The 15,518-nt window shown below is 66.5% G+C and carries 13 protein-coding genes; 7 read left to right on the forward strand and 6 right to left on the reverse strand.

The features are described 5' to 3' along the window. The first annotated feature begins 25 nt into the window (after positions 1 to 25). Positions 26 to 2,200: a LamG-like jellyroll fold domain-containing protein gene (locus tag NU688_RS03110; RefSeq protein ID WP_257859076.1), complete on the forward strand. Its 2,175-nt coding sequence runs from the start codon at positions 26 to 28 to the stop codon at positions 2,198 to 2,200. Positions 2,201 to 2,254: 54 nt separating this feature from the next. Here the strand turns inward: NU688_RS03110 and NU688_RS03115 are convergent, their stop codons facing one another. From NU688_RS03115 to aspT (NU688_RS03125), 3 genes are read right to left on the reverse strand one after another with little or no spacing between them, the layout of a single operon-like run. After that, the gene (locus tag NU688_RS03115; protein ID WP_257859077.1) at positions 2,255 to 3,898 is read right to left on the reverse strand and encodes a bifunctional aspartate transaminase/aspartate 4-decarboxylase; all 1,644 of its coding nucleotides are present in this window, start codon (positions 3,896 to 3,898) and stop codon (positions 2,255 to 2,257) included. A 45-nt stretch (positions 3,899 to 3,943) separates the two neighbouring features. Continuing rightward, complete coding sequence (gene aspT / locus NU688_RS03120) at positions 3,944 to 5,632, reverse strand: aspartate-alanine antiporter (RefSeq protein ID WP_257859078.1); 1,689 nt, start codon at positions 5,630 to 5,632, stop codon at positions 3,944 to 3,946. A gap of 19 nt (positions 5,633 to 5,651) precedes the next feature. Continuing rightward, a complete protein-coding gene (aspT, locus tag NU688_RS03125) occupies positions 5,652 to 7,337 on the reverse strand; it encodes an aspartate-alanine antiporter (RefSeq protein ID WP_257859079.1) in 1,686 nt (561 codons plus the stop codon). A gap of 369 nt (positions 7,338 to 7,706) precedes the next feature. Here aspT (NU688_RS03125) and NU688_RS03130 point away from each other — a divergent pair, with 369 nt between their 5' ends. The 5 genes from NU688_RS03130 (at position 7,707) to NU688_RS03150 (ending at position 12,688) form a co-directional block, all read left to right on the forward strand. Then, complete coding sequence (locus NU688_RS03130; RefSeq protein ID WP_257859080.1) at positions 7,707 to 8,720, forward strand: sugar ABC transporter substrate-binding protein; 1,014 nt, start codon at positions 7,707 to 7,709, stop codon at positions 8,718 to 8,720. Between the two features lie 27 nt (positions 8,721 to 8,747). Continuing rightward, on the forward strand, positions 8,748 to 9,710 hold the full coding sequence (locus NU688_RS03135; RefSeq protein ID WP_257859081.1) for an ABC transporter permease: 963 nt from the start codon (positions 8,748 to 8,750) through the stop codon (positions 9,708 to 9,710). Further along, positions 9,710 to 10,507 (forward strand): ATP-binding cassette domain-containing protein, encoded by a 798-nt coding sequence (locus NU688_RS03140; protein WP_257859082.1) that lies wholly within the window; start codon positions 9,710 to 9,712, stop codon positions 10,505 to 10,507. The genes NU688_RS03135 and NU688_RS03140 overlap by 1 nt, the downstream gene beginning before the upstream one ends. After that, positions 10,500 to 11,723: an ROK family transcriptional regulator gene (locus NU688_RS03145; protein ID WP_257859083.1), complete on the forward strand. Its 1,224-nt coding sequence runs from the start codon at positions 10,500 to 10,502 to the stop codon at positions 11,721 to 11,723. Before NU688_RS03140 ends, NU688_RS03145 begins: the two co-directional genes overlap by 8 nt. A 245-nt stretch (positions 11,724 to 11,968) precedes the next feature. Beyond that, positions 11,969 to 12,688, forward strand: a complete 720-nt coding sequence (locus NU688_RS03150) for a hypothetical protein (protein WP_257859084.1) — start codon at positions 11,969 to 11,971, stop codon at positions 12,686 to 12,688. A gap of 50 nt (positions 12,689 to 12,738) precedes the next feature. On the opposite strand, the gene NU688_RS03155 is transcribed toward NU688_RS03150, so the two are convergent. After that, on the reverse strand, positions 12,739 to 13,215 hold the full coding sequence (locus NU688_RS03155; protein WP_257859085.1) for a hypothetical protein: 477 nt from the start codon (positions 13,213 to 13,215) through the stop codon (positions 12,739 to 12,741). Between the two features lie 195 nt (positions 13,216 to 13,410). Here NU688_RS03155 and NU688_RS03160 point away from each other — a divergent pair, with 195 nt between their 5' ends. After that, the gene (locus NU688_RS03160) at positions 13,411 to 14,052 is read left to right on the forward strand and encodes a hypothetical protein (protein ID WP_257859086.1); all 642 of its coding nucleotides are present in this window, start codon (positions 13,411 to 13,413) and stop codon (positions 14,050 to 14,052) included. Between the two features lie 24 nt (positions 14,053 to 14,076). On the opposite strand, the gene NU688_RS03165 is transcribed toward NU688_RS03160, so the two are convergent. Further along, positions 14,077 to 14,481 carry a DUF6194 family protein gene (locus NU688_RS03165; RefSeq protein WP_257859087.1) on the reverse strand — a complete coding sequence of 135 codons (405 nt, stop codon included), beginning with the start codon at positions 14,479 to 14,481 and terminating at the stop codon, positions 14,077 to 14,079. 23 nt (positions 14,482 to 14,504) lie between these two features. Continuing rightward, positions 14,505 to 15,515, reverse strand: coding sequence for a tripartite tricarboxylate transporter substrate binding protein (locus NU688_RS03170; RefSeq protein ID WP_257859088.1), 1,011 nt, complete (start codon positions 15,513 to 15,515; stop codon positions 14,505 to 14,507). Positions 15,516 to 15,518: the final 3 nt, after the last annotated feature.

A 15,518-nucleotide genomic window follows, 5' to 3' on the forward strand; every position in this document is an offset into this window, starting at 1 on the left:
TTCGCAACGTCTTGCCCAATTTTCCATGTCCGTTTCCGACGACCCGCGCGGCGCCCGTGCGCCACGCATTCCCTCGCCCGCGCCATCGAACAATGAAACGAAGCTCGAAGCGGATGCGCCTGCGCGTCGCCAGGTGCTCAAGCTCGGCGCATCCCTGCTGACCGTCGGCGGCAGCAGCGCATTGCTGGCCGCCTGCGGTGGAGGCGGCGGCTCGCCTGGCCTGGGGGCGTTGCCGGCACCCGCGCCAGCGCCGGCATCGTCGCCGCCGCCCGCTCCGCCTGCCGTCGCGGCCAAGATATCCAGCTTCGCGCTGGCCGTGATGCCCGACACCCAGTTCTACGCCCGCTACGCCACGGCGGCCGAGAGCGACCAGTACGACAAGCGCTTCGGCAGCGCACCCTTCGCCGCGCAGACGAAATGGATCGCCGCCAATGCCAAGGCGCTGAACATCCCTTTCACCATCCACCTCGGCGACGTGGTCGACCAGGTCACCAAGCCCGACCAGTGGAAAGTGGCCGACGCCGCGATGAAGGTGCTCGAAGACGCCAGGCTGCCCTACAGCGTGCTGGCCGGCAACCACGACGTGCTGTTCGACGTCGACTACAGCGTCAATCCCGCCGACGGCACCGATGCCGGCCGCAATCTCGCCAACGAGCCCTACCTGCAGTGGTTCGGCACCGAGCGCGCGAAGAAGCAGTCCACCTTCGGCGCGCGCGATGCGAGCGGCTTCCACGAGTACCACGTGTTCGAGGCGCAGGGCCAGAAGTTCATGGTGCTCTCGCTGTCGTGGCGCATCTCCGACGCCGGCATCGCCTGGGCGCGCCAGGCGATCGCGAAGAACCCGACGCTGCCCGTGATCCTGGTCAACCACCAGCTGCTCAACATCGATGCCGACGGCACCAGCCCGCTGGAGACCGACTACGGCAAGATGCTCTGGGAGAAGCTGATTCGCGACAACGACCAGATCTTCATGACGCTCAACGGCCATCACCACGGCGCCGCGCACCTCACGAAGACCAACGACTTCGGCCGCAAGGTCGAGGAGATGGTGGTGGACTACCAGATGGCCTACCAGGGCGGCAACGGCCTCATGCGCCTCTACGAGTTCGACCTGACGAACAAGCAGATCAAGGTGCTGTCGTTCTCGCCCTGGGTGCCGCAGAAGCCGGCCGACACGCTCAACAGCTTCGACCAGGCCGTGCTCACCACGCCCAACGAGGCTTTCGTCATCGACATGGACTTCGCGCAGCGTTTCGCCGGTTTCAACAAGAGCTTCGGCACCGGCAGCGCCACCGTCGAGGGTTCGCTGGTCGACCAGGCCCGCGCAATGATCCTCGCCACTTACAAGGACCCCGCCACCGTCGAGCAGCGGCCCGCCGCGAACCCGGACGACTACCCCAAGGTGGCGAACACGCTGGCGCACTGGCGCTTCTTCGGCGGCGGGGTCAACCAGCCGGTGCTGCCGGGCACGGCCATCGTCGACGTCACGGGCAACAACCCGCTGCACCGCGATGCGTTGAACCAGGGCGGCGTGGTGGGGGCCGAGAACGGCGACATCGTGTGGACCGACGATCGCCATCACCTCTCGGCAGCACCCGGCTCGGTGCGTTTCCTGAACACCGACAAGAACGTGCCTCGCCTGAGCTACTTCCTCACTGACACGGCGGCACCGATCAACGCGCAGACGCTGGAGAACGGCTACACCGTCGAGGCCTTCGTCAAGATCGACAAGAGCTGGACCGGCAACAAGCAGGCGTGGATGAACATCATGACGCGCGATGGCCGCCGCGGTGACCTGGCAGGCTATTCGGGCGGCGACGGCGAATCGCCGCCGATGCTGTTCGCCATCTCCAGCCTGCGCGAGGTGCAGTGGGAAGTGGTGCCGAGCCCGGCCGGCACCCGGATCCCCAAGGCCAACTGGTCGGGCGAGGTCATCGCCGACCGCTGGGTGCATATCGCGATCGTGAACGATCCGGTGTCGCACGACACCACGATGTACGTCGAGGGTGCGCCGGTCCTGCGCAACGCCGCGGCCATTCCGGGGCTGGCCACGCTCTCGGCCACCTCCCCGTGGGTGGTGGGTGGCGGCTCGTGGGACGGTGCGCGTGCCGACGGCTTCTTCGGGAACATCGGCGAGGTGCGCGTGGTGGCGGCGGCGTTGACGCCGGCCCAGTGGCTGACGGCGCGCAAGCCTGCCTGAACCTCCGCACTTCTCGCGCACTTCCCGCGCCCTGTCGGGCGCGGGAAGTGCGGCCTACTTCTTCTTGCCGGCCTTGACGGTCTTGGCCACCTTGGCGGGTTTCCCGGCTTTCACCCCGTTCTCTTTCTCGAACAGTGCGAAGTACTCCGACGCGAGCTTCCTCAGCGACTTCCCGATGTTCGCGTAGTCGTATTCATTGAGGTTCGCCAGCGACACCCGCCCCGATGCGTGCTTGCCCCCGAACCCGCGCCCCGGCAGCAGCACGATGCTGGTCTCCTCGGCGATGCGGAACAGCGCCTCGTTCGGCTGCAGCTTCGTCACGATCCACTTGCCGAAGCGCTCGCCGTGCATCTGCGTGGCAATGTCCTGCAGGTCGAGCAGGTGGTAGTAGTTGACCGAGTTCGGGTCGTCCTGCATCGGCAGGCCCAGCTCGCGGTAGAGGGCTTCCTTGCGGCGCAGCACGATGCGCTTCATCGACTGCTTGTAGGCCTGCGGTTCGTCCATCAGGCAGAAGAGCGAGAACATCACCATCTGCGCCTGCACCGGTGTCGAGAGGCCGGCCGTGTGGTTCAGTGCCACGGTGCGGCTGTCGGCCACCAGGCGGTCGATGAACTTCAGCTTGCGGGGCTCGGTGGTGATGGAGCTGTAGCGCGCGTCGAGCTCCTTCTTCTTCGCCTCGGGCAGGGCCGCGATCTTGCGGTCGATGATGTTGTCCTCGTGCGTGGCCACCACGCCCATGCGCCAGCCGGTCACGCCGAAATACTTCGAGAACGAGTACACCAGGATGGTGTTCTGCGGGCAGGTCGCGAACAGCGAGAGAAAGTTGTCCGCGAAGGTGCCGTACACGTCGTCCGTGAGGATGATCAGGTCGGGCCGCTGCTTCACGATGTCGGCGATGTAGCCCAGCACCTCGTCGCTCATCTTCACCGAGGGCGGGTTGCTCGGGTTGCACACGAAGAAGGCCTTGACCTTCGGGTCGAGCAGCTTCTGCAGCTCCTTCCTGGTGTACTGCCAGTTGTTCTCCGAAGGCGCCTCGATCAGCGTCTCGATCAGCTGGTAGTCGTTCAGGTGCGGAATCTCGATGTAGGGCGTGAAGATCGGCATGCCCAGCGCGATGGTGTCGCCGGGCGAGAGCACGTGGTTCTCGCGCAGGCTGTTGAAGAGGTAGGTCATGGCGGCCGTGCCGCCTTCCACCGCGTACATGTCGAAGCCGCCCACGAAGGGGTGCGTGCCGATCATCTCCTGGTGGATGTACTTGCCCACGATGATCTCCGAGAGCCGCAGCATGCGGTCGGGCACCGGGTAGTTGCAGCCGAGGATGGCCTCGCACATCTCGTAGATGAAGTCGCCTGCCGACAGCCCCAGCTGGTCGCGCACGTAAGACACCGCCGCCTCGATGAAGCGCGTGCCCGGCGCGCCCGCGTGGGCGTTGGCAAAGATCTCGAAGCGCGCCTCGATGCCTTCGCGCTGCGGAAAGCCGCCCACGTGTTCCATGTAGATGTAGGAGCGTTCGGCCTCGCTCATCGCGAACTGGCCGAACTGGAAGAAGCCGTGCCGCGGCGTGGTGGCCAGGAAGTTCGGATTGCCGCGCCCCGCGTTGAGCATGAGGCGGTCGCTCTGCTTGGCGACCTGGATCAGGGCGTCCTTCAGTTCGAACGGGCTCAGGCCGGCCAGTTTCTTCACGTCGCTGAAATCCATTGGATGCTCCTTCTGGTTGTGGAAAAGAGAGAAAAGAGGGGGCGCTCAGACGAGCGCGACGATCAGCGGCCCGAGCAGCGTCAGGAACACGTTGGCCAGCGCATAGGTGATGGCGAAGGGCACGGTGGGAATGGAGTTCTCCGCCTTGCCGAGCACCTCGCCGAAAGCCGGGTTGGCGCTGCGCGAGCCGCTCAGCGCACCCGCGAAGACGGCCGTGTTGGTGTAGCGCAGCACGTACCTGCCGAACAGCATGGTCAAGAGCATCGGCACGATGGTCACGACCACACCCACGCCGAAGATCGTGAGGCCCAGCTGCTTGACGGTCTCCACCGCCTGCAGGCCCGACGACAGGCCCACCACCACCACGAAGCCGGCAAGGCCCAGGTCCTTGAGCAACTGCACCGCAGCCGGCGGTAGCGCGCCGAAGGTCTGGCGCCTCGCGCGGTACCAGCCGAAGAGCAGGCCCGCGAGCAGCGCGCCGCCGCCCGAGCCGAGCGTGAGCGGGATGTTGCCGAGCTTCACGCTCAGGAGGCCCACCAGCAGCCCCACCACAAGGCCCGCGCCCAGGTACACGAAGTCGGTCTTCGCGCTCGGCACGATCACGTCGCCGACGAGGGCGGCCACGCGTTTCACGTCCTGCTCGGCGCCGAAGATCGACACCAGGTCGCCGGCCTGCACCACGGTGTCGGGCTGCATCGGCAGCGCCTTGCCCATGCGGCTCAGGCCCGTCACGAAGATGCCGTGGCGCACGCCACCGGCGGTGAGCTGGCGGATCTGGTCCACCGTCTTGCCGTCGAAGTCCTTGTTGGTGAGCACGATCTCGCGCTTCTCCAGCGTGAGCTCCATGCCGTCGACCGCGAAGACTTCCTTGCCCAGCAACGGGGCGCTGGCCACCACCGCATCGCGCCGGCCGACCGCGAGCACGGTGTCGCCTTGCCGCAGCGTGAGCGTGGGGCTCACTTCGATGAACTTGCCGTCGCGCTTCACGCGCTCGATGGTGATGGTGGTCGCGGGGTTCGCGTTCTCGATGTCGGCCACCGTGCGCTGCGGGTCGGTGGTGAGTTCGTAGATGCGCCCCACGAGCGAAGGCGCCGCCTCTTCCTGGTCGGCGCCGAGCACCTTCACGCCGGCCTGCATGGCGGTCTCGGCGGCGATCGCGTCGTCGCGGATCGTGCGGCCCATGAATTTCGGCAGGATGTTGACGCACACGATGATCGCGCCGAAGGAGCCGAACACATAGGTCACCGCATAGCCGATGGCCACATTGGCCTGCAGCCGCGCGGTCTCGGCCGCAGCGAGCCCGAGCTTGCCAATGGCATCGCCCGCCGTGCCGATGATGGCCGACTGCGTGAGTCCGCCCGCCGCCACACCTGCGGCCAGGCCCTTGTCGAGCCCGAACAGCCGGGCCATGACTACCACCGTCGCAAGGCCGGTGGCCGCCATCACCGCGGCCAGGATGATCTCTTTCACCGACTGCTTGCCGAGCGAGCTGAAGAACTGCGGCCCGCTCTCGAAGCCCACCGCGTAGATGAAGAGCGCGAACAGCACCGCCTTCACGCCGCCGTCGATCTGCACGCCCACCTGGCTCACGATCACCGCCACCAGCAGCGAGCCCGCCACGCCGCCGAGCTGGAACTTGCCGAACTTGATCTTGCCGATCCAGTAGCCGACCGCGAGCGACAGGAAGAGCGCCATCTCGGGCGACTTCTTGAAGAGGTCATGGAGCCATTCCATAGGTCAACGTCCTTTCAGGTTATTTCGCTGCATGCACCAATCCCGCAAGGGCCACGATCAGCGGCCCCATCAACGGCAGCACCACGTTCGAGATGGCGTAGGTGATCGTGTAGCCCAGGAGCGGCGTGGCATTGCCCGCCGCGTTCTGCACCGCGCTGAGCGCGGGCGTGCTGCACTGTTGGCCGGCGATGGCGCCGAGCAGCACCGGCGCCTCGAGCTTGAGCAAACGCCGGCCGACGAAGAGCGAGATGCACGCCGGCACCACCGCCACGGCCACGCCCACCAGCGGCAGCGCAATGCCGAATTTCTTGACGAGCGCGATCGCCTGCGGCCCCGAGGCCAGGCCCACGCAGGCGATGAAGGTGGCGAGGCCCAGGTCCTTCATCAGCGCGAGCGCATCGGGCGGGACGCTCAGGCGGTGTGGGTTCTTCGACTGGTACCAGCCGAAGGCCAGGCCCGTGACCAGCGCGCCGCCGCCCGTGCCGAGCGAGAACGGAATGCCGCCCAGCTTCACGCTGAAGCCGCCGATGAACACGCCCAGCAGGATGCCCATCGCCGCGTAGCTGATGTTGCTGCGCGTCGATGCGATGACGCGGTCCCCGACCAGCGGCAGCGTGCGCGCCACGTCGGCGGCCGGGCCGTAGAGCTGGAGCACGTCGCCGCGCTGCAGCTTCACCTCGTGCAGCAGCGGCATGACGTGGCCGTCGCGCGCGAGGCCCACGATCTGCAGCGCGGGTGGCAGTTGCGCATCGAGCTCGCGCAGGCCCCGGCCGAACCACTCGCGCCGGTTGACCACGACCTCGGTGGTCTCGACGACGGCATCGAAGGCCGTGGTGTCCGCGAACTCGCGGCCCAGCAACTCGGCCACGTTCACCAGCATGCTGCGCCGGCCGATGGCCAGCACCTGGTCGTAGGCCTGCAGCCGCAGCGCGGGCTCGACGTTCAGCTTCTGCCCGCGCCGCACCACGCGCTCGATGCTCGCGTGGCCGCCGAGGATCGACATCAGTTCGCCCACCGTGCGGCCCCGGCCCACCGTCACGAGGAACACGCGGCCGACCATCTCGGGCGTGGCGCTGGCGGCAGCGGGGTTTTCGTTGCCGCCGCCCATCGTCTTCCAGAGTTTGTCGGCCTCGGCGCGCAGGTCGACGCGCAGGAGCAGCGGAAAGACCTGGCTCGTGGCGACCACGATGGCGATGAGGCCGAACACGTAGGTGATGGAGTAGGCCGTGACCACGTTGGCCTGCAACTGCTGGATGTCCGCCAGAGGCAGCGCGAGCTTGGAGATCGCGTCGGTCGCCGTGCCCACGACGGCCGATTCGGTGGCCGCGCCCGCCATCAGGCCCGCGGCGGTGCCTTGGTCGAGCGAAAGGAAGACGGTGGCGCACAGCACCAGCGCGAGCACGGTGACCACCTCGACCAGGCACAGCAGCCCGAGCCGCAAACCCTTGGCATCGAGGTTCGCAAAGAATTGCGGCCCGCCCGCATAGCCGAGCGCAAAGATGAACAGCATGAAGAACACGTTTTTCACGCTGTCGTCGAGCTTGATGCCGAGCTGCCCGACCACCAGCGCGGCAATCAAGGTGCCGCAAATACCGCCCAGCTGGATGGGGCCGAAGCGGATCTGGCCCACCGCATAGCCAATGGCGAGCACCAGAAAAAGCGCTATTTCGGGCTGGCTTCTCAGGAGGCCGGTCACGCCATCCATCGCCGGCCGTTCTCCTTGAGGGTCAACGCTGGTTTCATGGAAGAGAGAGCTTTGTACTTATGGATTTGGAGATATCGAATCTCTTGTCACCTGTCACGATAAATCAACAACGGAAACAATTGTGAAAACATGCGGGAATTGGCGAGGTTTGCCGCAGGGCTTAAAACAATAGGCCTATCGATTTAATTGCCGATAGCCGATTCGCCCTATAGCCGGCAATTCGACGAAATCGAATGAATCCGGAAATGCGGGTGCGCTCAACCCCCGGGTTTTCGATAACTACAACTGCTTGATTTAGTCGGCTCGCTGAAACATAGTTGCCTCCGTTCAACAAGACCCAGGCACATCGCCTGCCAAGGAGACACACCCATGTTCAGTTCGCGCAGCCGCCGTCGCCCGGCCCTGGCCCTCGCCATCCTCTCTGTTGCCGCATCCACGGCCTTCGCCGCCGGCGAGCCGGTCATCGGCCTGGTCACCAAGACCGAGACCAACCCCTTCTTTGTGAAGATGAAAGAGGGCGCGCAGGAAGAAGCCAAGAAGCTCGGCGCCAAGCTGCTCTCGGGCGCGGGCAAGGCCGACGGCGACAACGCGGGCCAGATCACCGCGATGGAAAACATGATCGCGGCCGGCGCCAAGACCATCCTCATCACGCCGAGCGACGCCAAGGCCATCGTGCCGGCGATCAAGAAGGCGCGCGACAAGGGGATCATGGTGATCGCGCTCGACAGCCCGGCCGATCCGCCGGACGCGACCGACGCGCTCTTCGCCACCAACAACTACACCGCCGGCGTGCTGATCGGCGAATACGCCAAGGCTGCGATGGCCGGCAAGACGCCCAAGATCGTCGCGCTCGACCTGCTGCCGGGCCACCCGGTCGGTGCGCAGCGCCACAACGGCTTCATGAAGGGCTTCGGGCTGGCTGCGAACGATGCCAAGTCGAACGAGCTCTCGAAGGCGCCCGAAATCGTCTGCATGGCCGACAGCTTCGGTGACCAGGCCAAGGCGCAGACCGTGATGGAAAACTGCCTGCAGAAGGCGCCCGACGTGAACCTGGTCTACACCATCAACGAGCCCGCCGCGGCCGGTGCCTACAACGCGCTCAAGCGCGCGGGCAAGGAGAAGGGCGTGCTGATCGTCTCGGTGGACGGTGGCTGCCAGGGCATCAAGGACACCAACGCCGGCATCATCGCCGCGACCTCGCAGCAGTACCCGCTGAAGATGGCCGCCATGGGCGTGGCCGCGGGCGTGGAGTTCGCCAAGACCGGCAAGAAGGCCTCGGGCTACGTCGACACCGGCGTCACGCTGATCGCCGGCAAGAGCGTGGCGGGCGTCGACAGCAAGGACACCAAGACCGGTGCCGAGTTGTGCTGGGGCAAGAAGTAATCAGCCAGGCCTAGGGAGAACACATCGATGGCGAAATCCGCAGCAACGCACCACATCCCGTGGGGCGCCCTGGGGCCGTGGCTGGCCCTGCTCGGCGCATGCATTTTCTTTGCGACGCAATCCGACCGGTTCTTGACCGGCGAGAACCTGTCGCTGATCCTGCAGCAGGTGATGGTGGTCGGCGTGATCGCCATCGGTCAGACGCTGATCATCCTCACGGCCGGCATCGACCTGTCGTGCGGCATGGTGATGGCGCTGGGCGGGATCATCATGACGAAGTTCGCCACCGAGCTCGGCATGCCGGTGCCGGTGGCCATTCTCTGCGGCATCGGCGTGACGACGCTGTTCGGGCTCATCAACGGCCTCTTGGTCACGCGCATCAAGCTGCCGCCTTTCATCGTGACGCTGGGCACGCTGAACATCGCGTTCGCGATCACGCAGCTGTATTCGTCGTCGCAGACCATCACCGACCTGCCCACCGGCCTCACGGGGCTGGGCACCACCTTCGCCATCGGCAGTGCCGAAGTGGCGTGGGGCTCGGTGCTGATGGTGGCGCTGTACGGGCTCGCGTGGTTCGTGCTGCGCGAGACGGGCGCGGGCCGCCACATCTATGCGGTGGGCAACAACGCCGAGGCCACGCGCCTCGTGGGCATTCCGACGCAGCGCGTGCTGCTGGGCGTGTACGTGGCGGCGGGCGTGCTGTATGGCATTGCCTCGCTGTTGTCGGTGGCGCGCACCGGCGTGGGCGATCCGAATGCGGGGCAGACCGAGAACCTCGACGCCATCACCGCCGTGGTGCTCGGCGGCACCAGCCTCTTTGGCGGACGCGGCATCGTGCTGGGCTCGCTGATCGGCGTGCTGATCGTGGGCGTGTTCCGCAACGGGCTCACGCTGATGGGCGTTTCGTCGATCTACCAGGTGCTGGTGACGGGCGTGCTGGTGATCCTGGCGGTGGCGGCCGATCAACTCTCGCGCAAGGGGGCACGTTGATGAACACCGTAGCCAACCCGAAGATCATCATGCAGGCCAAGGGCCTGGTGAAGCGCTACGGCCAGGTCACCGCGCTCGACGGTGTCGACTTCGAACTGCGCGAAGGAGAAATCCTCGCGGTGATCGGCGACAACGGCGCGGGCAAGTCCTCGCTCATCAAGGCGCTCTCGGGCGCGGTGGTGCCCGACCAGGGCGAGATCCTGCTCGACGGCGTGCCGGTGCACTTTCGCAATCCGCTCGATGCGCGGCGCGCGGGCATCGAGACGGTGTATCAAGACCTCGCCGTCGCACCCGCGATGACCATTTACGAAAACCTTTTTCTCGGCCGCGAACTGCGTCGCCCCGGGTTCCTCGGCAACGTGCTGCGCATGCTCGACAAGAAAAAGATGCTGCAGGAAAGCGCCGCGCGCATGGCGGACCTGAAGGTCGGCATCCAGTCGATGACGCAGGCGGTCGAAACGCTCTCGGGCGGCCAGCGCCAGTGCGTGGCGGTGGCGCGCAGCGCGGCCTTCGCGCGGCATGTGGTCATCATGGACGAGCCGACCGCGGCGCTCGGCGTGAAGGAGGGCAACATGGTGCTCGAACTCATCCGCCGCGTGCGCGACCGCGGCCTGCCCGTGGTGCTCATCAGCCACAACATGCCGCATGTGTTCGAGGTGGCCGACCGTATCCACGTCGCGCGCCTGGGCAAGCGCGCGGCGGTGCTGAACCCCAAGAAGATCAGCATGAGCGACACGGTGGCCGTGATGACCGGTGCCATGACTGCCGACCAGCTGCCCGCGGAGGCGCATGCCTGATGCGGACACTTCCGTGCGCCCGCCCGACCTGCTGCGCCCGCGCGGCTCCAACCAGGTCGGCATGCGCCAGTTCAACGAGCGCGTGGTGCTGCAGGCGCTGCGCGTTCACACGAGCCTACCCAAGGCCGACCTCGCGCGGCTGACGGGACTGAGCGCGCAGACCATCGGGCTCATCACCGCGCGGCTGGAGGAAGACCAGCTCATCGTCAAGCAGAGCCGGGTGCGCGGGCGCATCGGCCAGCCCTCGGTGCCGCTGGCGCTGAACCCCGACGGCGCCTTCGCCATCGGCATCAAGGTGGGGCGGCGCGGTGCCGAATGGCTGCTGATCGACTTCACCGCGCAGGTGCGTGAGCGCCATGCGATGAGCTACGACTTTCCCGATGCGGGCGCGTTGCTGCCCGCGATTGCCGAGCACATCCACCGGCTGCGCGACGGGCTCGGTGCGCTGGCTGCGCGCAATGTCGGCGTGGGGCTGGCCGCGCCGTTCCTTCTGGGCGGCTGGCATCGCACGCTGGGCCTCTCCAAAGCGCAGTCGGACGAGTGGAACCAGATGGACCTGCTGGCCGAAGTGCGGGCGCGCACCGAGGTGCCGGTGAGTTTTGCGCGCGACACCGTCGCGGCCTGCGCGGCCGAGCTGGTCGGCGGTCGCGGGCACGACCTGAAGAGCTTCCTGTACATCTTCGTCGACACCTTCGTGGGCGGCGGGCTGGTCATCAACTCGCACCTGCACACGGGCGCACACAGCAACGCCGGGGCGCTGGCCTCGCTGCCGATGCAGTCGGTGCGGGCCGATGGCGCACTGCCGCCGCAGGTGATGGCCGAGGCCTCGCTGTGGGAACTGGAGCAGCGCCTGCAAGGCGAAGGGCTCGACCCCACGGCCGCCTACGACGACCGCGCGTTGCAGCCCCCGTTCGCCGCCGCGACGCAGGCCTGGCTCGGCTCCGCATCGCTGGCATTGGCGCACGCCATCGTCAGCAGCACCGCGGTGCTCGATCTGGCCGACGTGGTGATGGATGGCTCCATGTCGCGCGCACTGCTGCAAGCCTTGCTCGACCAGACGCGCGCGGCACTCGCGCAATGCAACTGGGAAGGGCTGTGGCCACCGCAGTTGCACGGGGGCAGGGTGGGGGCGCAGGCTTGTGCGCTGGGCGGCGCGATGCTGCCGCTGCACGCCAACTTTGCGCCGGACCACGATGTGTTCCTGAAGGCGGCCTGAGGGCTTGCCGGGGACGGTTGTCGGCCAGAACCGGGAATTCTTCACGGCACTTCGGATTTCGCAAATGCCGGTGAGTCATGGTCGATTTGTCCGGCTAGATTCGGCCCCGACCGATGTCTGGCGGCGCGCCCACGGCAGCGCCTCGTTGAAATCGGCGAAGCACTTTCACATCAACCCCCATGCGCAAGCATCAACCATCGGGCCGGAAGCCCACACACGCCGCACTCGCGTCCGAGAGGTACAACTTGATCTCCGCCACCACGTTCAAGCCTTCGCTTTTCTTCTCGAGAAAACTCGCGCCTTCACTGCTCGCTGCTTGTTCGGCGGTTGCAGGCAGTGCCAGTGCGGAATCGATAGGGCGGACAGAATTCGATCCCTCGGGCCTGCCCTGGATTCAACTGACGCAGTACGAGTCGTCGTTGAAATTCAACGGCGGAGAACATCGGATTGCGATGGAGACCAAGGTGTTCTACCTGGCGGGCCCTGGACCGGAGCCCATGGCGGTCCTGGTCCTGACAAGCACCGAAGGAGGAAATCGAAGGAGCGTGGACTGGGTGAGCGAGACCTGTCCACCTGCGCGCCCCAAGTTCCACACCGAGGACTTCGGCACCAACCAGACCGCGCGAACACGGCAATGCCTTGTCGTCAACTCTGCCTTCGCGACGATGAGCTACCTGAAGCCCGACTCCGAGCTTGTCCGGGCGGCGGCGGAAAAAGGCATTGCCTTGTTCAAGTCCGGCTACTCGATCCGAAGTGTCTACGGCGCCAATGGCGGCACATTGCTGCGCGTCAACCTGATGACCAACAGAAAATTTGCCGGACTGCCGCAGGTCAAGCCGCAAGCGGAAGACAGGCATGAAGCGCCAGAACCCCTGGTCGCGTGGGGCGAGGCGTTGCAAAAAAACGTGGAAGCGTCAGTCTTGTCCATGTCCGGTCGATTCGTGCTGCCGCCGGTGTCGTTCTAGCTGTCGCACGCGGCGAGTCCATGTCCGTGCGCGGCCGCTCGCCGCTGTGCTTACTGGTTCACCGATGCGTGCTGGTTGCGCGGCAATCTCAGCGTGCTCGCGCTCGCGCCCTCGGGGCAGGGCCCGTCTGAATAGATCGCCTCGCCTTCGGGCATGACGCACTTGCTCACCTCGGTGACGGCGGGCGCCGCCTTGGCAGGCTCGACGGGAGCATCGAAGTTCGCGTTCGCCGGCGATGCGCGATGGAACACCGGCATGGCGGGCTCCACCGACGAACGTGTCACCGAATCCGGCAGCGCGAGGCGGCCGGCCGATTCGGTGGCTTCGACGTAGGCCGGCATGACCGCAGGTGGCGGGGCTGGCGCGCGCGCAGCGCTCTCATGCACCAGGTCTTTCAACGTCACGTAGAAGAGAGACACCGCCACCAGCGCCACGGCCATGCAGGGTGCCCAGTACCGCTCGGAGCCGGCGCGGGATGGCGCGGCATCGCTCGGCTCGAAGGTGTCGATCGTGTGTTGCAGGCTCATGGCGCAAGCTCCGTGTTCGTGTCCAGCCGTTCTAAACGGCGGAGACCGGGCGCCGCTGTAGGCCTGCGCCATGCGCCTCGACGGAATTCATCCCGAAAACGCCGCGGAGAAGACCGCGTCGCGGTATTCGCGAACCGGGCACCGCGGGGCCGCGTGTCTCGATAATGCGGACCCCTTGCAAAGAACCGGAAAAAAATGAGCGCCGCAGATTTCCTCTTCGCCCCCGAGGTGCAAAAGCTTCTGATGGTCGCCTACGCGGCGCCCGACCAACTGTTTTCATCCGACGAGCTGGCCCAGCGATCGAAGCTGGCCCCGGACGATGTGACGCGCACCCTGGAGCACCTGGTCGGCAGCGGCATCCTGAAGCGGCAAAAGCCGAAGGCAGACGAGGCCGAGACCGTCTCCATCGACCGCACATTCATCTTTCACGATGAGCTGCGCAGCATTGCGCTCAAGTCGTTCGCCGTGGCCGAGCCGGTTCGCGCGATGTTGCGGAGCAAGTTCAAGGATTCGGTCGTGCGCGCGTTCGTGCTGGGCGAGGACAAGGACGGCACGCTGGAACTGCTCGTCGTGCACGGCCAGCTGATGCCCGACGAAGCCACCATGACGGCCGCCTGCCAGAAGCTGTCGAAGAGCATCCATCGCCACTTGAAGATGCACGTCATCTCGAACGCCCGGTTCAATGGACTCACGCCGCGCGATGCGCTCCTGCCGAAGCCCTCGGCGCTCGAGATCGTCAAGCTCGGGGATACGAAGGCCCAGTTGCCCGTAGAGAAGATCGGCCTCCTGCAAAGCGCGAAGAAGAAGCTGGCAACGCTGTCGCGCCCGTCGAAGTAGTGCCCCCGACAGGCAGTTGCCGGGCTATTTGTTCTTGTCCCGCGCGGCGGCGAGGCTGCGGGCTTCGGCGATCAACGGTTTCACCGTCTCGAAGGTCTTGCCGCTCGGGTTGATCACGCTGACCCAGTACATCTTTCCGTAGACCGGATGCGGCATCAGCCGGTCGAGCGCGGCGTAGTCGATGTCCGCCTGTTCCCCCTCGCCGAACAGCGCGCGGAAGGTCTCCTTGCCGACACCCACATTGAGGCGAAAGACGCCAGGCCGGTCCAGCTTCGACGCGTTGTCGGATTCATGGTCCTTCGTGACGATGGTCGCGAAGGGGAACTTGTTGTCCGCGCCATGAAAGAAGAAGGTGTTGTCGTCGGCAACCTGGAAATGGCCGCCGCCGAGCGAGTCGATGATGTGTTGGGTGATGTCGTCTTCGGTCATGGCAGGGAAGAAGGGGATGCTCTTCAGGGCTTCCAGCGGCGCAATCCGAGTTCGTCCGCGAGTGCCTGGTAGGTCTTGATGCGGGCCTGCACGTAGTCGTCGAGCGCGGCGCCGGTGAGCGCGAAAGGATAAAGGCTGTGCCGCTCGCGCAGCGCCGCGTAGCCCGGCGCGGCCGTGGCTTCCGTGAACGCGGCGGTCCAGGCGCGCACAGCCGCATCGGGCACGTTGGCGCTCAGATACAGGCCGCGCACGGTCGGCCAGACGATGTCCACGCCTTGCTCGCGCGCGGTCGGCACGCCGGTGAGCGCGCCACCCAGCCGCGTTTCCGACAGCACCGCCAGCAGGCGCACCGCCGCGCCGCCCGCGATGGCCTGCAGCGCCTCGGCTGCATCGCCGGGGAACACATCGACATGCTTGCCCTGCAGCGCGCCCAGCGCATCGCCGCCGCCTTCGAAAGAGACAAAACGCATTGCCTTGTGGTCGCGGCCCGCGGCGCGCACCAGCAGCGCGGCCTTCACCCAGTCCTGGCTGCCGACTGTGCCGCCCGCGCCGAAGGTCATGCGCGAGGGGTCTTGCCGCAGGGCCGCGACCAGGTCCTGCAGGCGCTTGTAGGGCGAGTCGCGGTGCACGGCGATCACGCCGTAGTCGGTGCCGAGCGTGGCGATCCAGCGCACGGCCGACGGCGGATGCGGGCCGAAGCGGCCCTGTGCCAGATTGAGCAGCGAGCCGCTGGAGAACGCGACCAGCGTTCCCGCACCGCCGAGCTGGCCGGTGGCGATGCGGTCGAAGGCGACCGCGCCGATGCCGCCCGGCAGGTAGCGCTGGCCCAGCGGCGGTCGCGAAGGGCGTACCGCCTGCAGCGCATCGCGCGCGAGGGCGCAGGTGAGTTCGAAGCCACCGCCGGCCTTGGCGGGTATCACGCAATCGGCCGCGGCCAGCGAGGGGTCACCGGCCTGCGCTGTAGCGATGCTGGGCACGAGCAGCGCGGGCAACGCGCGAAGCACGACGCGGCGAGTGAAGAGGAGAGACTGCATGGG

Origin of the sequence: Variovorax sp. ZS18.2.2, assembly GCF_024701975.1 — a bacterium.
In the GTDB taxonomy this organism is placed as follows: Bacteria; Pseudomonadota; Gammaproteobacteria; order Burkholderiales; family Burkholderiaceae_C; genus Variovorax.